Origin of the sequence: Aeromonas sp. MdU4, from assembly GCF_041929505.1 — a bacterium.
GTDB lineage: Bacteria > Pseudomonadota > Gammaproteobacteria > Enterobacterales > Aeromonadaceae > Aeromonas.
Map to the genome: position 1 here is coordinate 47,303 of NZ_JBHFMW010000021.1, position 18,091 is coordinate 65,393.

An 18,091-nucleotide genomic window follows, 5' to 3' on the forward strand; every position below is an offset into this window, starting at 1 on the left:
GTGCCCAGCAAATCTATCCCTAAGGAGGCAGATGTGGATATTATCAAGACCGATGTGGCCATCATCGGTGCTGGCGGTACCGGCTTACGCGCCGCTATCGCTATAGCCGAATCACAGCCAGACCTGGAAATCGCCCTGATTTCCAAGGTTTATCCGATGCGCAGCCACACGGTAGCTGCCGAAGGTGGCGCCGCCGGTGTCGTCCGTGATGACGACTCCCTCGAAAACCACTTCAACGACACCGTCTCCGGTGGTGACTGGCTGTGTGAGCAGGACGTTGTCGATTACTTCGTCAACAACGCAACCAAAGAGATGATCCAGCTGGAGCATTGGGGTTGCCCCTGGAGCCGCAAGCCGGATGGCAAAGCCAACGTGCGTCCGTTTGGTGGCATGAAGGTTCCCCGTACCTGGTTCGCCGCTGACAAGTCCGGTTTCCACATTCTGCACACCCTGTTCCAGACTTCCGTCAAATACCCGAGCATCAAGCGCTTCGACGAGCACTTCTGTCTTGATCTGATCGTGGACGATGGTCGCGTTCAGGGCGTTCTGACCTTTGACATCCAGAACGGCATCACCCGCTTCATCCAGGCCAAATCCGTGATCCTGGCAACTGGCGGTGCAGGTCGTGTTTACCGTTACAACACCAACGGCGGCATCGTGACCGGTGACGGCATGGCGCTGGCCTACCGTCACGGCGTTCCGCTGCGTGACATGGAGTTCGTCCAGTATCACCCGACCGGTCTGCCGGGTACCGGCATCCTGATGACCGAAGGTTGTCGTGGTGAGGGTGGCGTCCTGCTCAACAAGGATGGCTACCGCTACCTGCAAGACTATGGCTTGGGCCCGGAAACTCCGATCGGCCAGCCGAAGAGCAAATACATGGAACTGGGTCCGCGCGACCGTGTTTCCCAGGCATTCTGGCAAGAGCAGCAGAAAGGCCGCGTCATTCAGGGCCCGATGGGCGATGTAGTTCACCTCGACCTGCGTCACCTTGGCGAGAAGTACCTGAAAGAGCGTCTGCCGTTCATCTGCGAACTGGCCAAAGCCTATGTCAACGTGGATCCGGCCAAAGAACCGATCCCGGTACGTCCAACTGCCCACTACACCATGGGTGGTATCGAGACTGACAACAAGTGTGCCACCCGCCTGGCTGGCCTCTACGCCGCTGGCGAATGTGCCTCCGTCGGTCTGCACGGAGCCAACCGTCTGGGTTCCAACTCCCTGTCCGAGATCGTGGTATTCGGCAAACTGGCAGGTGAGCAGGCAGGTGAATTTGCCAAGACTCAGAAGCATGGCAACACCGAAGCTCTGGCCGCCAAGGCCGAGGCACTCATCAAGCAGCACCTCTCTTTGATGGACATAGACGGTACCGAAAACCCGGCCGACATCCGCAATGAGCTGGGCATGTCCATGGAAGCCGGTGTCGGTATCTACCGTACCGAAGAGCTGATGCAGGGCACCATCGACAAGATCAACGAGCTGAAAGCCCGTTACAAAAAGGTCAAAATCAACGACAAGTCCTCTGTCTTCAACACCGATCTGCTGTACGCCATCGAACTGGGTTACATGCTGGACGTTGCCGAAGCCATGGCGCACTCCGCCATCAACCGGAAAGAGTCCCGCGGTTCCCACCAGCGTCTGGACGGTTATGAAGAGCGTGATGACGTGAACTTCCTCAAGCACACTCTCTCCTTCTATGCACCGGAAGAGTCCCCGACCATCGATTACTCCGATGTGAAGATCACTAAATCCCAACCGGCAAAACGCGTGTACGGTTCCGAGGGTGAGAAACAAGACGAGGCTAAGAAGAATGGCTGAGATGATTGAGATTGAAATCCTGCGCTACCGTCCGGAACAGGATAACGAGCCCTGGATGCAAACCTTCCAGGTGCCATACCAGAGAGAGATGTCTCTGCTGGATGCCCTGCAGTACATCAAGGATCACCTGGACTCTACCCTGAGCTTCCGCTGGTCCTGCCGGATGGCGATCTGCGGCTCCTGCGGCATGATGGTCAACGGTGTGCCCAAGCTGGGTTGCAAGGCGTTCCTGCGCGACTACCTGCCGGGCAAGATGACTGTCGAGCCGCTCAACAACTTCCCGATCGAGCGCGATCTGGTAGTCGATATGTCCGACTTCATCGAGAAGCTGGAGAGCATCAAGCCGTACATCATCCCGTCCGAGCCACGCAGCCTGTGCGATGGCGAGTACATCCAGACTCCGGCGGATATGGCGAAGTACAAGCAGTTCTCCCAGTGCATCAACTGTGGTCTCTGCTACGCGGCCTGCCCGCAGTACGGCATCAACAAGAAGTTCACCGGTCCGGCGGCACTGGCTCTGGCCTATCGCTACAACGTCGACAACCGTGATGCAGGTGCCAAAGAGCGGATGCGGATCATCAGTCAGGACGAAGGCGTCTGGGGCTGTACCTTTGTGGGTTACTGCTCTGACGTGTGCCCGAAAGGCGTAGACCCGGCCGCAGCCATCCAGCTTGGCAAGGTCGAGAGCGCCAAGGACTACATGATCGCCATGTTCAAGCCAGATTGAGAGCAGGATTGAGACCATGAACAACACCAATAGCAAACGTAAACCTTACGTCCGCGAAATGAAAAAAGACTGGTGGCTGAAGAATGCCTTCTACACCGGTTACATGATCCGTGAAGGCACCAGTATCTTCGTCTCCATCTACGCCGTTGTGCTGATGTGGGGTCTGATGCGCCTGGTTCAAGGTCAGGAAGCGTTCAACGGCTGGCTGGAGTCCCTGCAAAGCCCGATCGCCATCCTGTTCCATGTCATTGCCCTGGCGGCGTGCCTGTTCCATGCCAAAACCTGGTTCGCCCTGGCGCCGAAAGCCATGCGTATCTTCCGTGGTGAAGACCTGGTACCGGAGAAGCCGATCGTTCTCGCCCAGTATGTGGCGCTGGCGGTGGTGTCCCTGCTTGTCCTGATCATCGTGGCCTGAGGAGAAAACAATGAGACGTTCTGACGAACCAATTTACTGGGGTCTGTTTGGTGCGGGTGGCATGGTCGTTGCCATGCTGCTGCCGGTCATTGTCCTCATCACCGGTCTGCTGGTACCCATGGGTATCATGGACGTAGAGACCATGAGCTATGACCGCGTCCTCGCGTTTGCCAGCTCTTGGTGGGGTGCCTGCATCCTGCTGGTGATCATCGCGCTGCCAATCTGGCACGGCATGCACCGTATCTACCACGGTCTGCATGACCTGGGGATCCACACTACCAAGCTGCACCACTATGTGTTTTATGGCTTTGCCTTCCTGGTATCCGCCATTACCGTCGGTCTGCTGATGGTGCTGGTACTCCAGTAATCACAACGCAACTGATTAAACAAACCGGGCCAAGTGCCCGGTTTTTTATTGCCGCGTCCCCACGCATCCTTGTCGCTGACTTTTTAAACAAATTAAACAAAAACCGGATCTTCTTCTTTCCAGATGACGATCATCCTCACATATCACCAACGTAACCCCGCATATCAGCAGTGCTCCTTGACCATCATCAAATAATTGACAGCTACATCAATCATAATTTGATTGATTAAATAATTATTCATACGGAGCTACTTATGAGTGAAAAAAACCGTCCGGTGACGATCGGCTGTTACCTGGCACTGGCCTTTGCCGTGGTCTTCTTCTCCGGGCTGCTGCAGTCCAACCAGTGGTACGGAGTATTTGACTTCACCACGCTGAACGGCTCGTTCGGCACCATGGTGCAGAGCGTTAGCGAAAACGGGGATGGCATCAAAACGGCGATGACCGACATGCGCGGTAAAGGGGGCAACGGCGCCCGCGATGGCTTCCTGTTCGCCCTGACCCTGATCCCCACCGTGATGTTTGCCCTCGGTATGATCAATGTGCTGGAGCACTACGGCGCACTGGATGCCGCCCGCAAGCTGCTCACTCCGCTGCTGCGCCCGCTGATGGGGATCCCGGGCAACACCGGCCTCGCCCTGATCGCCTCGCTGCAAAGTACCGATGCGGGTGCAGCCATGACTCGCCAGCTCAAGGATGAAGGTCTCATCACCCAGCGCGAGACCGATGTTTTCACCATGTTCCAGTTCTCTGCTGGCGCCACCATCGTCAACTTCTTCTCCTCCGGCGCCGTGCTCTTCACCCTGACCCTGGCTGACGGCACCCAGGCGGTCAGCTCCTCCATCGGGCTGGCGGTCGCCGTGATGTTCGTCTTCAAGTTTATCGGCGCCAACCTGTTCCGGGTCTATCTCAACCTCATCGAAGGCAAGAGTGCCGACAACAACAAGCGCGATCAAACCCTCACCACTCAGGAGCAAGCCAAATGAGCCAGGCCAACGTCAAGAAACCCATCGTCACCGATATCTTCGTCGAAGGGGCCAAAAAGGGCTGGGTCATCGCCACCACTTCTACCGTTCCCAACGTGCTGATGGCCTTCGTTATTATCAAGGCGCTGCAGATCACCGGCGCACTGGACGCCATGGGCGCCATCTTCTCCCCCATCATGGCGATTTTCGGCCTGCCCGGTGAAGCGGCAGCCGTGCTGATCGGTGCCTGGATGTCGATGGGTGGTGCGGTCGGCGTGGTGATCACCCTGTTCGATCAGGGCATCCTCAACGGCACTCACATCGCCATTCTGGCACCGGCCATCTACCTGATGGGCTCACAAGTGCAGTACATGGGCCGCATCCTCGGTTGCATCGGCACCGAAGGACGCTATATCCCGGTCATGATCGCCATCTCGGTGCTCAACGCCTTTGGCGCCATGCTGGTAATGAACATCATCCTGTGACCCCGGACCTGATAGCGGAGCAAACAATGACTTTTTCTTTGGATCAATATCTGGCCGAGCTGGCCCCTCTGATCAATCTGGATTGCGGTACCCTGCATCAGCCAGGTATTGCGGCGGTCGCCGAGCAGATGGCCGCCAAATATGAGGCGATGGGCGGCTGGCAGATCAAACGGGTCGATTGCGGCATCGCCGGGGTCGGGCTGGAGATCCGCAACCAGCCACAGGCTGAGCAGATCGACATCATGCTGATCGGTCATATGGATACCGTCTTCCCGGTCGGCACCGCAGCCGAACGCCCGATGAGTGTCGATGGCGAGCGCGCCTACGGGCCAGGCGTCTCCGACATGAAATCGGGTCTGCTCAACATCGTCTATGCCCTGCGTGCCCTGCCCGGCGATGTGCGCGATCGCCTGAGCATCTGCGTCTGCATGAACCCGGACGAGGAGATTGGCTCCCTCCACTCCAGCAACTGGCTGGCAGCGGTGGCCAAGCAGGCCAGACAGGTGCTGGTGGCCGAAGCAGCCCGCGCCGATGGCTCGCTGGTCAAGGCCCGCAAGGGGATGGCACGCTATCGCATCGACTTCAGCGGCAAGGCGGCCCACGCCGGTAACGAACCGCAGAAAGGGCGCAGCGCCATCACCGAGTTGGGCAACTGGATCCTCGCCATCAACGCATTGACCAACTTCGAGAGCGGCACCACCCTCAACATCGGTATCGTCGAGGGAGGCAATGGCGCCAACATAGTGCCAGCCCACGCCAGCGCGGTGGTGGATGTGCGCTTCTGGGACAATCAGGAGTACAGCCAGATCAACGATCATCTGCTGACCCTGGCCGAGCGGCCGCATCTGGATGGCGTCACCATCCAGCTGACCCGCGAGGCGCACAAACCGGCCATGGTACCGTCAGAAGGCACTCAGGCGCTGATGGCACTGGTTGAAGAGTGCGGGGCCGAACTGGGGCTACCCATTCGCTGGCAGGAGGTAGGAGGCGGCTCCGATGCCAACCTCACCGCCGCCCTCGGCATTCCAACGCTGGATGGCCTGGGCCCCATCGGCGCCGGTTTCCACAGTGACGAGGAGTATCTCGAGTTGGCCAGCATTGCGCCACGGATCGAGCTGCTGGTGAAGGTGCTGACCCGTCTGGCGGCTTGACGACTCACTCAGTAACATAATCCAATAACACAGAGGGCCAGCCGGTTTGTACCGACTGGCCCTTTTTTGAGCTGTGCCCTCTAAGTAGCTACCGCGCTTCGTGGTTACTCCATCGGCGGCAGGAATCGGCGCATCACTTCCTCCGCATGACCCTGCTCCTGAAATGCCACCAGCTCCTGATTGAGGCGCGTCACCAACTCGTAGGAGCGAGGCGACCCCTTGCTGACCAGCAGATAGAATCCCTTGCGACTTGGCAGGGCGAGATTGAGCAGACCGGGTTCGCTCTGGTAGATGCCAAGGGTTAGCCCGCCGACCAGCGGCTCAATCTCGCTTGGCAGAAAATCGCAGCGATCCCGCCCCAGCATGTCGAGCGCCTGTTGCAACTGCTTGACCCGGCGTGGCTCCTGCGCCAGACCGTAGGGGGCATAGTTATAGCCAATCACGCCGCATACCCGCGAACTGTTGACCGTCTGCAGATCAGGCGCTTCAGGATAGCGGCGCTTGAGATAGAAGAAACCGAGATGGGTGTAGTAGAGCGGCACGCTGTAGAAGGCAAACTCGGCGCGCTCCGGCTTGTAGCTGGCATCCCAGGTCAGCTCGCACAGACCATTCTGGCGATAATCCGCCAGCTCCTGTTGCACTCGCGCCCAGGGCAGATAGCGGATCTGGTGGGACAAGCCGCTCTTTTTAAGGGCATCAAGCACCAGCGTGGTGGCCGAACCGGTCAGTCGGCTGGTATCAGGCACGCCATCCTTGCGCTCCCAATAGGTGAAGGGTGCCCACTCGTTGCCCTCCCCCAGACAGATCTGCACCGGCTTCTCTGCCCCTCTGGCAAAGCTCGCCGGTATCAGCATGGCAAGGCCCAGCCCTGCCAGCAGCAATCGGGTTCGTCTCATCCCTCTCTCCCCACTCATGCCATCATCTTGCAGCATGTTACTGTGCAGATTAGTCCAGCGCAGCTGGCTCCCCTTCTTCGTGCCCTTCCACAACCCCTGATTGCCATAATGCCAACAAAGGGGTTGGAATAGCGCCATAGTGCAGTGTTGGCGTCAGATGCCAATCCGCCAGCTTGCGCAAGACCTTCGCCAAATCCTGCGCAAGCTGGCGGGTCACTCTCACCCCGGCTTCCAGATAGAGGCTCTTGATCTCGAAGATCCCCTGCTGGCGATGGGCCTTGGCATCCATCCTGCCCAACAGCTTGCCGCGATGCAGCAGCGGCAACACGAAGTAGCCGTACTGACGCTTGGGCGCCGGGGTATAGCACTCGATGCGATAGTCGAAGTTGAACAACTCACTGGCTCGTTTGCGATCCCATACCAGCGGATCGAACGGCGAGAGAGCCGCAGTGTGGGTCGCCTTGAGACAACCCGCCTGCACCCTTGCCAACTCATCGGCCAGGGATGCGTGCACAAAGGCACCGTGCTGCCACCCCTCGACCCGCACCGGCAATAGCTCCCCCTCGTCCGCCAGCTGATGGAGATGTGCGTCGTATTTGCCGCGTCGCAGCCGGTAGTAATCCGCCACCCAGCCAGCTTTGACCAGCCCCAGCGCCCGGCAGCTGGCGCGTACCATATCCCGCTGCGCCTGCTCGACGCTCGGCAGATCCCGCTCGTCACGCCACTCGGGGATGACCCGCTCGGCCAAGTCATAGACCCGTTGAAAATTGCGCCGCTCCCGCACCATCAGCTGACCGGTGGTAAAGAGCACCTCCAGATGGCGTTTCTCCGGCTTCCAGTCCCACCAGCCATTGCCCTTCCCCTCTTTGCGCTCAAAATCGGCCGCCCGTACCGGGCCATGCTGACGGATCTGCTCGATCAGCTGATCGATCTCCTGCCGGTGAGTGGCAAGCCACTGGGCCGAAAATTTCCAGCCCATGGCAACCGGATCGAGCATCCGGTGGCGCAACAGCCGGTAATCCTCGCGGGGCACAAAACAGGCCTCGTGGGCCCAATATTCGAACAGATCACCGTCGGCCAGCAGTTGATCGAGCCAGCGCGGATCATAGTGACCAAGGCGGCTAAAGAGCACCAGATAGGGGCTGCGCGCCACCACCGAGATGGTATCGATCTGCAGCAGCGCCATGCGGCGGATGGTGGCCAGCAGATCGGCCGGGGTCGCCTTGCTGCGACGGGGGGCGAGCAGCCCCTGCGCCGCCAGTTGCAGATGGCGGGCATCTTGCAGTGACAAATGGGTAATCGACATCAACAACCACTCCTTGGTATCTGGCCATCAGCATGCCCGGCTGGTGGCCAAAAAACTGGGGGAGGCACCACACTACCGTGCCTCCCCGCTCTTATGTCTCAACACTGCTTATCAGTGGGCTGAGGGCAAAACCAGCTGATTGACCACCAGCATAATCTCCTGATAGGTCGCTTCCACCGTCTCCGGGGTCGGCTTCAGGATCAGATCATCGGCATAGCCGTTGATAAGCGAGGTGATCTGGCGCGCCAGTCGTCCGGTATCACCGGCCATGAAATCGCCACTGTCGATCCCTTTTTGCAGGATCTGCTCCAGCACCTCGCGCCATGCCTGAATGGTTTTGCGGTAACTCTCGGCAAATACCGGGTCGCGCAGCGACTCGTTCCAGGCATCGAGGTAGATGGCCCAGGAGGCATCCTGACTGGTCGGCAGGTTGTCCCGCACGAATAGCGGCAATGCCTCGCGGGCAGGCAGTGGCAACAACCACTCCCGCTGCTCGTCGATCTCCTGATAGCTGAAGCGCTCTACCGCACAGAGGCAGAGCTCTTTCCAATCTTTGAAGTAGTGGTAGACGTGACTGCGCGCCAGGCCGGTACGCTCGGCCACATCACGGGTAGAAGAAGCTGCCATCCCCTTCTCTCGAAACAGGGCCAGTACGGCCTCGATGATCATCTCTTTGCGCTGTTCTGCTGATGGGCGTGCCATCTGACCTCCTGCGATACCAATCGATTAACTTGACTTTGAGCGACTGCTCAAACAAACTTTGAGCACTTGCTCAAATTGAGCATTTCCGACATCTTAGGAGATAACCCATGACAACACCAACCACTTCGGCAGCCAGTTGCAACGAGCAGGCCACGCCGTTGCCACACTCGGCCGGTCGTTCGCTGGGGGCGATTGCACGGGCCAATCCCCTCAAGCTGGCGGGCACCTTCTCGCTGGTGGCCCTCGAAAACATCCTGCTGGTGGTCTATCCCCTGTTCGCCGGCTTTGCCATCGACGCCATCGTCAAGGGACTGTGGTGGCAGGCATCGAGCTATGCCCTCATCGTGCTGCTGTTCTGGCTGATCGGCGCTCTGCGTCGGGCGATCGATACCCGCACCTTCACCCATATCTATGCAGCACTGGCGGTGCCGGTGATCCTGACCCAACGCCAGCAGCAGGAGGGACAATCCACCATAGTGGCACGGGTCACCCTGGCACGGGAGTTTGTCGACTTCTTCGAGAAACATATCCCGATCCTGGCCACCAGCCTGATCTCCATCGTCGGGGCGGCCGTGATGCTGATGGTGATCGAGTTCTGGGTCGGCATCGCCTGCATGGGGGTATTACTGCTGTTCGGCCTGCTGCTGCCCGGCTTTTCGCGCAAGAACCAGCTGCTGCACGAGCGACTCAACGACCGGCTGGAGCACGAAGTCAAACTGGTGACTCATGCCGAGCAGATACGGCTGGCCCGTCACTACCGTATCCTCGCCCGGATCCGCATCCGGGTGTCGGATCGGGAAGCGCTCGCCTTTCTGGCGGTCGGCGTCAGCGCCGCCCTGCTGTTCCTGCTGGCTATCACCATGCTGATGGCCCAGCCCCAGGTCTCGGCAGGCCATGTCTATGCTGTGATGACCTACCTGTGGAATTTTGTCAGCAGCCTGGACGAGGGGCCCGGCCTTGCCGACCAGCTCGCCCGGCTGCGAGATATAGGGCGCCGGGTCAACACGACACAGCCTGCTACTGCTACCGCCACCGAATCCGTTATCTGAACCCGGAGCAAACCATGATCCCGACCACCCTCTGCCAACGAGCGTTGACCATGTGCATCAGCTGTTTTTTCCTCGCGGCCTGCGGCCCCAAAGCGAGTGACTTTGAACCCAACACCAGCTACTGGTTCAAGGAGAAACCGACACAGGAGAGCGCCCCGCTGGCACAAGACATGAAACTCGATATCGCCATCATTGGTGGCGGCTACAGCGGCCTCTCCAGCGCCTGGCATCTGGCCAGAGCCAACCCGTCGCTCAAGATCGCCATCTTCGAAGCCAAACAGGTGGGCAGCGGCGCCTCGGGCCGCAACGGCGGCATGGTGTTGCCGGGCTCCGAGGTGATGGACCTCTATGAAGAGGGGGAAGCGAGCAAGCGCCACTACGATCTCACCGTCGCCAGCATGCACAAGCTGCAGGCGCTGGTTGCCTCAACCGGCGTTGAGGCCGACCTCAAGCTTGATGGCTATGTGGAGGCGATCCTCGATGAAGAGGATATCCCCGAGTACCGCGACTATGTGAAAACCGCCAATCGTCTCGGCATCCCGCTCCAGTACTGGAACGCCGATACCACAGAGGCAAAACTCGGCACCGATCGCTACGTGGGGGCGGTCTACGACCCCAATGGCGGTCAAGTTCACGCCATGAAGCTGGTCAACGCCCTGCGCAAGGCGGTGGAGCAGGCGGGCGTCACCATTTATGAGCAGAGCCCGGTGCTGGGGATCAAGGAGGACAAGCAGATCGAGCTCAATGTGGCCGACAAGTACAAAGTAACCGCCGACAGCATAGTGCTGGCGACCAACGGCTATACCTCCAAGCTTGGCTACTTCAGCGGGCGGGTCTTTCCGGTGCACGCCCAAAGCGCCGTGACCGAGCCGCTTACCCGGGATCAGCTCAACGCCATCCAGTGGCAGAGCCGGATGCCCTTCTATGACACCCGCAACATCCTGTTTCATCTGGTATTGACCCCGGATAACCGCATCGTCATCGGCGGCGGCAATGCCGAGTACGTCTTCAACGACGGCCTCAACTACAAGGGAGACCTCAACCGGGTCAGTGCCATGATGATGACCGAGCTGGTGACCCTCTATCCAGCCCTCACGGGGATCAAATTTGAACAGGTGTGGGACGGGGTACTCGGCATGACCGGCGACAGCACCGAAGCGGTGGGCGTGATGGGGGATCACAAAAACATCTACTATGCCCTCGGCTACAACGGCCATGGCATCAACCTCTCCTTCCTGTTTGGCGACATTGTGGCCAGCCTCTATCAAGGCAAGGAGCACCCCTGGTTCAACCACGCCGAGCAGAGTCTGCCGATGTGGCTACCGCCGGAGCCGTTCAAGTCAATCGGCGTCAAGTCCACCCTGATGTTCTATCACTGGCAGGATCGAGGCTATCTGGAGCCATAACGCGCTATGTATCTGCCAACCGGTGGTTTGACCCGCAGCACTGACATCCATTTTCCATGGCTGCCCGACACACTGCGGGGTGATAGAGCGGGCAGCATGGGTTGGCAGCAGCAACCGACGTTTGACAAGAGACGCCTGCATTGCTGGCTGACACTGAATTAGCTAAATCTCGCTCGAATTTTTTACTATCAATGGAGAGTCAACATGCGTGCATTTCCGGTATTAAAAGGCACTATTTTTTCGCTGATCGCGTTGAGTGGCACTCTCGCTACCAACGCCTTCGCCAACGAGGAAAATATCGCCAGGTTTTATGATGACAATCAGAGTTACTGGGCTCAGTTCTTGCCCAACGTAAACGCCAGCCTCAATAAAGATATTGATGTGGATGTCGCCGTCATCGGCGGTGGATATACGGGATTATCTGCCGCATACCATATCAAGAAGTCCAATCCGGCCAGCACTGTGGTTATTTTGGAAGCAAAGCGGGTCGGCAATGGCGCATCTGGCCGTAATGGTGCTCTGGTGTTGGCGCAAACCTATAGCGAAGGCGGCTTTGTGATGGGCAATCACAAACCGAATCATAAAGAAATTTATGACATCACCGTCAACAGCATGCACCGGATTAAGCGGTTAGCCGAATCGACCGGCATTGACCCAGGGTATGTACTCAATGGCCAATCGTTGGGGATTTTTAACCCTGAAAATCTGGATGATGCCAAAGAGTATGTGGCTCAGGCCAAAAAACTGGGCATGCCGATTGAATTGTGGGGCAAAGAGAAAGCCGTGAATATGCTCGGCTCACCAGAGCTGGTCGGTGCGGTATATGATCCCAATGGCGGTATGGTCAATCCGGGCAAGCTGGTCGCCGCGCTCAAGAAACTGGCGGAAGATGCCGGGGTCGTCATCTATGAAAACAGCCCGGTGCTGGAATATGAAGAAGACGGCAAGCTGATTTCATTGCCAGTCAAGGTCAATAACAAACGCTATGAAGTTACCGCAAAGAGTATTGTCGTTGCAGCCAATGCCTATGCCGGGAAGACGCTTGGCTTCAAGCCTGATGATATTGAACCCTCTCACACTCAAGTGGCAGTCACGGCCCCACTGACCGATGAGCAATACAACAGCATTGGCTGGAAAAACAACATCTCATGGTATGACGACCAATATGCAGGAACGGACAGTGATGCCACCTACCACATGGTCATGACCGCTGACCATCGCATTATTATTGGTGGTGGTAGCGTCGAATACAATAAGGGGGATGACCTGCAGTACCCCGGTGATTTGAAAAAGATTGAAGCTCAAATCTCCAAGCGTATTGGTGAGCTCTATCCATCAATAAAAGGGATAAAAATTGAAAAAACCTGGGACGGGATCATTGCAGAAACCACAACCAAGAATGAAATGATCGGCGTCACCGGTACGAATCAGAATATTTATTATGCCCTTGGATATAACGGCGGACAGGGCGTTAACGTTGCCTTCTTGTTTGGCGAACTAGTCTCCAAGCTCTACAACAAGCAAGATGACAGATTGTTGAGCATCATGCTGGATAAATAACTGATAACGTTAAATGCAGGGCATTTAACTACTTCCTAAAAGCATTCATCAACAGGCACGCCTCAGGGCGTGCCTTTTTGCAATACCGCCACATCGGCGTGGGGGAAGCTGAGCTCGGCCTGCCAGCGGGCGGCCAACACCTGAAACGACGCCTCGGCAAAGAAGACGATATGGGTCGGGTCGTGGCGATAGCGCCAGTTTTTAAACCGCTCGTCACCGAGCACCCGCTGGGTCTGCAACACCAGCACGCCACCCGGCTTCAGGCAATCCCAAAGTTTGTTCAGCACGGCGCGCGGTTCGGCAATGTGCTCGATCACTTCAGTGCTGGTGATGAAGTCGTACTGGCGTGTCAGCAACTCGGGAAAATCGGCATAGAACTTGTCATACCCCGCCATCTGGTAACCCGCCTCTGTGGCCATGGCGATAAGTGCCGGCCCCGGGCCGCAGCCAAAATCGAGGCCGCATGCAGGTAGTGGCACCCGCGCCAGCACCTCGCCAAAGGCCCGCATCAGAAAAGTGCGATAACGGGGATCATCCACCCGGTTGTCGTGACCGTCGTACACCGCCTTCTCCGCCGCCTCATCCAGATAATCAGCGCGATCCAGCCAGACCAGCTCGCAGTCGAGACAGCGGTAATAGTGCTTGCCTGCCACCGGCAAAGATTTGGCATGCTCACTGATGCACAGGGGACAGCAGAGGGTAGATGACATGGTGGCTCCTCAAGAGTGACAGCCGCGCAGATTGCCTGCCATACCGGTCGCTGGCAACAGTTTTTCAACCCGGTACAGCCCGCCTGATTTACCGCATCTTTTTTTGCTCCTTAAGGGTTTCTTAATTTTGCCCTTTTACTCTAAACCCATCAAAAGAGAAGGAGCCACCCATGACCAGCGAGATCCAAGCCCCCTACCGGTTGATCCTGGCCGAATCCGAGCAGCAGGTCATGGCGCTGCAAGCTTATATCCAGGATGCCTATACCCTGGAGTTCAACGCCCGCATCCCTCATTTTCTACCCTGTTTGCTGGGGCTCTATCGCGCCGATGGGGTGCTGGTCGGTGCCTGCGGCCTTAATCATGCCGGTTCTCACAACGGTGAAAACCGACTCTATCTTGAACAGTATCTGGAGCAGCCCATCGAGGCGGCCATAGAGACCCGTCTAGGGGTCTGCCCACCGCGCCAGCGCATCATCGAAGTGGGCAATCTGGCCTGCAGCGAGCCGGGTAATGCCCGCCTGATGTTTGCCGCCCTCTGCCGTCTGCTGTGTGACAACGCCCTCGACTATGTGGTCTTCACCGGTACCGCCAAACTGCGTAACAGCTTCACCCGTCTGCGCCTGAATCCGGTGGAGCTGGCTCTCGCAGAGGCTCATCAGGTGGGTGAAGACGCCGCAGCCTGGGGCGAATACTACCGCTGTCAGCCCAAGGTGATGGTGGGCGATATCAATCAGGGGCGTGCAGTGCTTGCCCAAAACAGCCTGCTGCTCAACCTGCTGGCACCGATGCCAACCCTTGTTAGCCATGTTTGCATCAATAGCGACCAAAGGTGCGCTCAATGAACCTGTTCGACGTTATCGCCAAACACGCCAGCCAGATGCCACAACAAGCGGCACTGCGCGACAGCCATCAGGTGCTGGATTACCAGACCCTGTGGCAACAAATTCAACACTTGGCCAATCAGCTGGAGCAGGCAGGGATCAGCCGTCTGGCCCTGCAACTGGATAACGGCCTGCCCTGGGCACTGATGGATCTGGCCTGTAGCAAGGCGGGAATTGTGGTCATCCCAGTCCCCCACTTTTTTAGTCTGGCGCAACAAGAGTGGCTGCTGGAGAGCAGTGGTGCCGATGCGCTGGTGGGGCCACACCATCAGGGATGGCATGCCGCAAAGCCCCTCGTGCTGGTCAGCGGCGAGCTGCCGCTGTGGCGCCATACTCCGACCAGCCGTCCGCAACTGCCCAAGGGCACGGCCAAAATCACCTATACCTCGGGGACGACAGGTCAGCCCAAGGGCGTTTGCCTCTCATTGGCTCAGATGATGGCAGTGAGCGGGGCGCTGGCCGAGCGGGTCGCTCCGGCGCTGGTGGAAAAGCATCTCACCCTGCTGCCACTGGCCACTCTGCTCGAGAACATTACCGGCCTCTATGTACCGCTGCTGACCGGAGCCTGCAGCCGCATCCCGTCATTGGGGGAGCTTGGCTTCACCGGCTCCAGCTCACTCAATCCGGCCATGCTGGGGGAAGCACTGCTGCGCTGGCCAACCCACAGCCTGGTGCTGGTGCCCGAACTGCTGCGTTTGCTGCTGGCCCTGTGTGCCAACACGCCGACACTGCTCCAGCAACTTCAGGGGCTGCGTTTTATCGCCGTGGGTGGCGGCAAGGTGGCACCCGACCTTATCGCCCATGCTCGCCAGCTTGGCTTGCCGGTTTATGAAGGGTATGGCCTCTCGGAGTGCGGCTCCGTTGTCGCGCTCAACAGCCTGGATGCAGACAAGCCGGGTAGTGTTGGCCGCCCTCTGTCTCACTGTCAGGTCTCCATTGCCGATGATGGTGAAGTCATGGTGTGCGGTAATCCGATGCTGGGTTATCTGGGTAGCGATGAACCCAAGCCAGACCAGATTGCCACCGGCGACCTCGGCCATCTCGATGAAGAGGGCTATCTCCACATCACCGGGCGCAAGAAAAACGTCCAGATCACCGCGTTTGGCCGCAACTTTTCACCAGAATGGGTGGAAGCCGAGGCTCAACTCTGCCCTGCCATCGCCCGCATCGTGGTCTTTGGCGATGGACAACCGGCCAATGTGGCGCTGATCCAGCCCCTGCCGGGGAAAGAGGCGGATCTGCCACGCCAGATCGAAGGCTTGAACCAGCGACTGCCCGATTATGCACGGCTGCACCACTGGCTGCCGGTCGCCCTGGATCAACACCCCGGGCTGCTGACTGCCAATGGCCGCCCACGCCGCAACGAGATTTACCAACACTTTTTCCAGCAGATCAGCCAATGCCTTACAGGAGAATTCTCATGAGCTTCTATCAGACTCTGCAACAAGCCACCGCCCAGGAGCGCGAACACCTCTTCAATGCGCCCATCATCGAAGCCTGCCGCCGTGGGGATATCAGCCGCGATACCTATCTCGCCTTTCTGGCGCAGGCCTACTACCACGTGCGCCACACAGTCCCACTGCTGATGGCAACCGGCGGCAAGCTGGGTCAGGAGTACGAGTGGGTGCGTGGCGCCCTTGCCGAGTACATCGACGAGGAGTATGGCCATCAGGAGTGGATCCTCAACGACATCCGCGCCTGTGGCGGCGATGCCGAGGCGGTGCGTCACGGCCAGCCCGGTCTGCCCATCGAACTGATGGTCGCCTTCCTCTATGACCAGATCCAGCGCGGCAATCCTATGGGCTTTTTCGGCATGGTACAGGTACTGGAAGGCACCAGCGTGGCCATTGCGCTGACCGTGGCTGACCAGCTGAAAAGCGGCCTCGGCCTGCCCCCACAAGCGATGAGCTATCTGAGTTCCCACGGCACCCTGGACCAGGAGCACCTCAAGTTCTTTGAATCCCTGATGGATCGGGTCGAGAGCCCGGCGGATCAAGCCGCCATCATCCACTCTACCAAGGTGGTTTATCGCCTCTATGGCGAGATGCTCTACAACCTCACCGCCACCCCGTGAGCCAAGAGAAGGAGTTCGCATCATGAAGCTTGAAGGAAAAAAGGTGCTGCTCACCGGTGCCAGCGGCGGCATAGGCGAAGAGCTTGCCCAGGAGCTGGCCGCTCAGGGGGCCCATCTGCTACTGCATGGTCGCCGTGGCCCAGCGCTGGATCGGCTCTGCAAGGCATTGCCACACCCCGAGCGCCATCAGGTGGTGATCGCCGATCTTGGCGTTGCCCATGAGCGAGCCAAGCTGTTGCAACACCCCGCGCTGGAGGATGGACTCGACATCCTGATCAACAACGCAGGCTGCAACCAGTTTGCCTGGCTGGAAGATCAGAGCGCGGAACAGGTAGAACGCCAGCTGCTGCTCAATATCGAGGCACCGATCCAGTTGACCCGCGCCCTGCTGCCCACCATGCGCAAACCGGGGATCATCATGAACATGGGCTCCAGTTTTGGCAGCATCGGCTACCCCGGCTACAGCGTTTACTGCGCCAGCAAATTTGCCCTGCGCGGCTTTAGCGAGGCGCTGGGGCGGGAGCTGGAAGGGAGCGGTATCAAGGTGCTCCACTTTGCTCCCCGCGCCACCCGTACCAAACTCAACTCTGAAGCCGCCTACGAAATGAATGCCGAGCTGGGCACCCAGACCGACAGTCCGCAGGAAGTCGCCGAAGAGGCGGTCATCGCCCTGTGCAACGAGACCCGCCGCAGCTGGCTTGGCTGGCCGGAGAAGCTATTCGTGCAGCTCAACGCCCTGTTGCCAGCTATCGTTGACAAGGCGCTGGCCAAACAGCTCCCGGTCATCGAACGTTATGCCCGTCATCTTCAAGCCAGGACGGCAGAACCCGGCGTAGGTGCTCAGCCGCAACCGGTATTGTCTCGCCCAATCCCGACCAAAAAGGAACTTTGATATGACCTTTGCGCTTAAATCTGTCACCTCATGTGCCATCGCCATTCTGCTTGGCTCATCCAGTGTCATGGCCGCGGATGATGCTCTTGCCCCCATTCAGCAACAGTGGGCCGTCTGCCAGTATCAACAGACCGGCAAGGCGAAAGAGAGCTGCCTCGAAACCCTGAGCACCCAAGCCGAAGCGGCCAGTGCCAAGGAGCCCTTTCGCACTGACTTGCTGATCTGGTCGGCCATCGTCAAGAGCACCTGGGCTGGCGCCAAGGGCGGACTGGGGGCGCTGGGGCTGGTGAAAGAGGCCAAGGCCAAGCTGGAGCTGGCCATCAAGCAGGATCCCAAGGCGCTGGAGGGCTCCGCCTACACCAGCCTGGGTTCGCTCTACTATCAGGTGCCCGGCTGGCCGGTCGGTTTTGGCGATGACGAGAAGGCGGAGCAACTGCTCAAGCAGGCGCTGGCCATCAACCCGACCGGCATTGACCCCAACTTCTTCTACGGCGACTTCCTGCTGGATCAGGGCCGCAAGGCAGAAGCCAAAACTTATCTCGACAAGGCGATGGCAGCGCCAGCGCGCCCGGGCCGGGAAGTGGCGGACGAGGGCCGCAAAATGGAGATCCGCGAGCGGCTCGCCAAGCTGTAAAGTCCTGCCGTATCAGAGATCTATTTAAACTCTGCCCACCAGCTTGCATACTG

19 protein-coding genes are annotated in these 18,091 nt (G+C 58.6%); 15 read left to right on the plus strand and 4 right to left on the minus strand.

All coding sequences use genetic code 11. The annotated features are described in order from the left end of the window. Positions 1 to 33: 33 nt before the first annotated feature. The 7 genes from frdA (at position 34) to ACE1BR_RS11150 (ending at position 5,928) form a co-directional block, all read left to right on the plus strand. Positions 34 to 1,818 carry a fumarate reductase (quinol) flavoprotein subunit gene (gene frdA / locus ACE1BR_RS11120; RefSeq protein ID WP_374870233.1) on the plus strand — a complete coding sequence of 595 codons (1,785 nt, stop codon included), beginning with the start codon at positions 34 to 36 and terminating at the stop codon, positions 1,816 to 1,818. After that, on the plus strand, positions 1,811 to 2,545 hold the full coding sequence (locus ACE1BR_RS11125) for a succinate dehydrogenase/fumarate reductase iron-sulfur subunit (RefSeq protein WP_374870235.1): 735 nt from the start codon (positions 1,811 to 1,813) through the stop codon (positions 2,543 to 2,545). The genes frdA and ACE1BR_RS11125 overlap by 8 nt, the downstream gene beginning before the upstream one ends. A 16-nt stretch (positions 2,546 to 2,561) precedes the next feature. Continuing rightward, entirely contained in the window at positions 2,562 to 2,960 is a 399-nt protein-coding gene (locus tag ACE1BR_RS11130; RefSeq protein WP_042063913.1) for a fumarate reductase, read from the plus strand. A 10-nt stretch (positions 2,961 to 2,970) separates the two neighbouring features. Beyond that, entirely contained in the window at positions 2,971 to 3,327 is a 357-nt protein-coding gene (frdD, locus tag ACE1BR_RS11135; RefSeq protein ID WP_033112665.1) for a fumarate reductase subunit FrdD, read from the plus strand. A gap of 254 nt (positions 3,328 to 3,581) precedes the next feature. Beyond that, complete coding sequence (locus ACE1BR_RS11140; protein ID WP_374870237.1) at positions 3,582 to 4,313, plus strand: nucleoside recognition domain-containing protein; 732 nt, start codon at positions 3,582 to 3,584, stop codon at positions 4,311 to 4,313. Next, positions 4,310 to 4,777, plus strand: coding sequence for a YjiG family protein (locus tag ACE1BR_RS11145; protein ID WP_374870239.1), 468 nt, complete (start codon positions 4,310 to 4,312; stop codon positions 4,775 to 4,777). The genes ACE1BR_RS11140 and ACE1BR_RS11145 overlap by 4 nt, the downstream gene beginning before the upstream one ends. A gap of 26 nt (positions 4,778 to 4,803) precedes the next feature. Next, positions 4,804 to 5,928, plus strand: a complete 1,125-nt coding sequence (locus ACE1BR_RS11150; RefSeq protein ID WP_374870241.1) for a M20 family metallopeptidase — start codon at positions 4,804 to 4,806, stop codon at positions 5,926 to 5,928. A gap of 104 nt (positions 5,929 to 6,032) precedes the next feature. Here the strand turns inward: ACE1BR_RS11150 and ACE1BR_RS11155 are convergent, their stop codons facing one another. From ACE1BR_RS11155 to ACE1BR_RS11165, 3 genes are all read right to left on the minus strand, one after another. Further along, positions 6,033 to 6,824 (minus strand): substrate-binding periplasmic protein, encoded by a 792-nt coding sequence (locus tag ACE1BR_RS11155; protein ID WP_374870243.1) that lies wholly within the window; start codon positions 6,822 to 6,824, stop codon positions 6,033 to 6,035. A gap of 49 nt (positions 6,825 to 6,873) precedes the next feature. After that, the gene (locus tag ACE1BR_RS11160; protein WP_374870245.1) at positions 6,874 to 8,130 is read right to left on the minus strand and encodes a winged helix-turn-helix domain-containing protein; all 1,257 of its coding nucleotides are present in this window, start codon (positions 8,128 to 8,130) and stop codon (positions 6,874 to 6,876) included. 111 nt (positions 8,131 to 8,241) lie between these two features. Beyond that, complete coding sequence (locus tag ACE1BR_RS11165; RefSeq protein ID WP_374870247.1) at positions 8,242 to 8,832, minus strand: TetR/AcrR family transcriptional regulator; 591 nt, start codon at positions 8,830 to 8,832, stop codon at positions 8,242 to 8,244. Between the two features lie 107 nt (positions 8,833 to 8,939). Here ACE1BR_RS11165 and ACE1BR_RS11170 point away from each other — a divergent pair, with 107 nt between their 5' ends. From ACE1BR_RS11170 to ACE1BR_RS11180, 3 genes are all read left to right on the plus strand, one after another. Next, complete coding sequence (locus ACE1BR_RS11170; RefSeq protein ID WP_374870249.1) at positions 8,940 to 9,881, plus strand: ABC transporter six-transmembrane domain-containing protein; 942 nt, start codon at positions 8,940 to 8,942, stop codon at positions 9,879 to 9,881. A 14-nt stretch (positions 9,882 to 9,895) separates the two neighbouring features. Beyond that, on the plus strand, positions 9,896 to 11,287 hold the full coding sequence (locus tag ACE1BR_RS11175; RefSeq protein WP_374870251.1) for an NAD(P)/FAD-dependent oxidoreductase: 1,392 nt from the start codon (positions 9,896 to 9,898) through the stop codon (positions 11,285 to 11,287). A gap of 204 nt (positions 11,288 to 11,491) precedes the next feature. Continuing rightward, positions 11,492 to 12,847: an NAD(P)/FAD-dependent oxidoreductase gene (locus tag ACE1BR_RS11180; RefSeq protein ID WP_374870253.1), complete on the plus strand. Its 1,356-nt coding sequence runs from the start codon at positions 11,492 to 11,494 to the stop codon at positions 12,845 to 12,847. A gap of 62 nt (positions 12,848 to 12,909) precedes the next feature. On the opposite strand, the gene ACE1BR_RS11185 is transcribed toward ACE1BR_RS11180, so the two are convergent. Continuing rightward, positions 12,910 to 13,557, minus strand: a complete 648-nt coding sequence (locus ACE1BR_RS11185) for a class I SAM-dependent methyltransferase (protein ID WP_374870255.1) — start codon at positions 13,555 to 13,557, stop codon at positions 12,910 to 12,912. Between the two features lie 170 nt (positions 13,558 to 13,727). Here ACE1BR_RS11185 and ACE1BR_RS11190 point away from each other — a divergent pair, with 170 nt between their 5' ends. Genes ACE1BR_RS11190 through ACE1BR_RS11210 form a run of 5 tightly spaced genes read left to right on the plus strand, consistent with a single transcriptional unit; the run spans position 13,728 to position 18,038 of the window. Continuing rightward, positions 13,728 to 14,399 carry a thermostable hemolysin gene (locus ACE1BR_RS11190; RefSeq protein WP_374870257.1) on the plus strand — a complete coding sequence of 224 codons (672 nt, stop codon included), beginning with the start codon at positions 13,728 to 13,730 and terminating at the stop codon, positions 14,397 to 14,399. Further along, positions 14,396 to 15,862, plus strand: coding sequence for an AMP-dependent synthetase/ligase (locus ACE1BR_RS11195; protein WP_374870259.1), 1,467 nt, complete (start codon positions 14,396 to 14,398; stop codon positions 15,860 to 15,862). The genes ACE1BR_RS11190 and ACE1BR_RS11195 overlap by 4 nt, the downstream gene beginning before the upstream one ends. Next, entirely contained in the window at positions 15,859 to 16,512 is a 654-nt protein-coding gene (locus ACE1BR_RS11200) for a TenA family transcriptional regulator (protein WP_374870261.1), read from the plus strand. The genes ACE1BR_RS11195 and ACE1BR_RS11200 overlap by 4 nt, the downstream gene beginning before the upstream one ends. 22 nt (positions 16,513 to 16,534) lie before the next feature. Further along, positions 16,535 to 17,404 carry an SDR family oxidoreductase gene (locus tag ACE1BR_RS11205; protein WP_374870263.1) on the plus strand — a complete coding sequence of 290 codons (870 nt, stop codon included), beginning with the start codon at positions 16,535 to 16,537 and terminating at the stop codon, positions 17,402 to 17,404. Position 17,405: 1 nt separating this feature from the next. Continuing rightward, on the plus strand, positions 17,406 to 18,038 hold the full coding sequence (locus tag ACE1BR_RS11210) for a tetratricopeptide repeat protein (protein WP_374870265.1): 633 nt from the start codon (positions 17,406 to 17,408) through the stop codon (positions 18,036 to 18,038). The last annotated feature ends 53 nt before the right edge of the window (positions 18,039 to 18,091 follow it).

What these genes read in the sequence shown, in the direction of transcription:
- ACE1BR_RS11125 (WP_374870235.1), top strand. Translation starts at nt 1,811, where the DNA reads ATGGCTGAGATGATTGAGATTGAAATCCTGCGCTACCGTCCGGAACAG.
- ACE1BR_RS11130 (WP_042063913.1), top strand. Translation starts at nt 2,562, where the DNA reads ATGAACAACACCAATAGCAAACGTAAACCTTACGTCCGCGAAATGAAA.
- frdD (WP_033112665.1), top strand. Translation starts at nt 2,971, where the DNA reads ATGAGACGTTCTGACGAACCAATTTACTGGGGTCTGTTTGGTGCGGGT.
- ACE1BR_RS11140 (WP_374870237.1), top strand. Translation starts at nt 3,582, where the DNA reads ATGAGTGAAAAAAACCGTCCGGTGACGATCGGCTGTTACCTGGCACTG.
- ACE1BR_RS11145 (WP_374870239.1), top strand. Translation starts at nt 4,310, where the DNA reads ATGAGCCAGGCCAACGTCAAGAAACCCATCGTCACCGATATCTTCGTC.
- ACE1BR_RS11150 (WP_374870241.1), top strand. Translation starts at nt 4,804, where the DNA reads ATGACTTTTTCTTTGGATCAATATCTGGCCGAGCTGGCCCCTCTGATC.
- ACE1BR_RS11155 (WP_374870243.1), bottom strand. Translation starts at nt 6,824, where the DNA reads ATGAGACGAACCCGATTGCTGCTGGCAGGGCTGGGCCTTGCCATGCTG.
- ACE1BR_RS11160 (WP_374870245.1), bottom strand. Translation starts at nt 8,130, where the DNA reads ATGTCGATTACCCATTTGTCACTGCAAGATGCCCGCCATCTGCAACTG.
- ACE1BR_RS11165 (WP_374870247.1), bottom strand. Translation starts at nt 8,832, where the DNA reads ATGGCACGCCCATCAGCAGAACAGCGCAAAGAGATGATCATCGAGGCC.
- ACE1BR_RS11170 (WP_374870249.1), top strand. Translation starts at nt 8,940, where the DNA reads ATGACAACACCAACCACTTCGGCAGCCAGTTGCAACGAGCAGGCCACG.
- ACE1BR_RS11175 (WP_374870251.1), top strand. Translation starts at nt 9,896, where the DNA reads ATGATCCCGACCACCCTCTGCCAACGAGCGTTGACCATGTGCATCAGC.
- ACE1BR_RS11180 (WP_374870253.1), top strand. Translation starts at nt 11,492, where the DNA reads ATGCGTGCATTTCCGGTATTAAAAGGCACTATTTTTTCGCTGATCGCG.
- ACE1BR_RS11185 (WP_374870255.1), bottom strand. Translation starts at nt 13,557, where the DNA reads ATGTCATCTACCCTCTGCTGTCCCCTGTGCATCAGTGAGCATGCCAAA.
- ACE1BR_RS11190 (WP_374870257.1), top strand. Translation starts at nt 13,728, where the DNA reads ATGACCAGCGAGATCCAAGCCCCCTACCGGTTGATCCTGGCCGAATCC.
- ACE1BR_RS11195 (WP_374870259.1), top strand. Translation starts at nt 14,396, where the DNA reads ATGAACCTGTTCGACGTTATCGCCAAACACGCCAGCCAGATGCCACAA.
- ACE1BR_RS11200 (WP_374870261.1), top strand. Translation starts at nt 15,859, where the DNA reads ATGAGCTTCTATCAGACTCTGCAACAAGCCACCGCCCAGGAGCGCGAA.
- ACE1BR_RS11205 (WP_374870263.1), top strand. Translation starts at nt 16,535, where the DNA reads ATGAAGCTTGAAGGAAAAAAGGTGCTGCTCACCGGTGCCAGCGGCGGC.
- ACE1BR_RS11210 (WP_374870265.1), top strand. Translation starts at nt 17,406, where the DNA reads ATGACCTTTGCGCTTAAATCTGTCACCTCATGTGCCATCGCCATTCTG.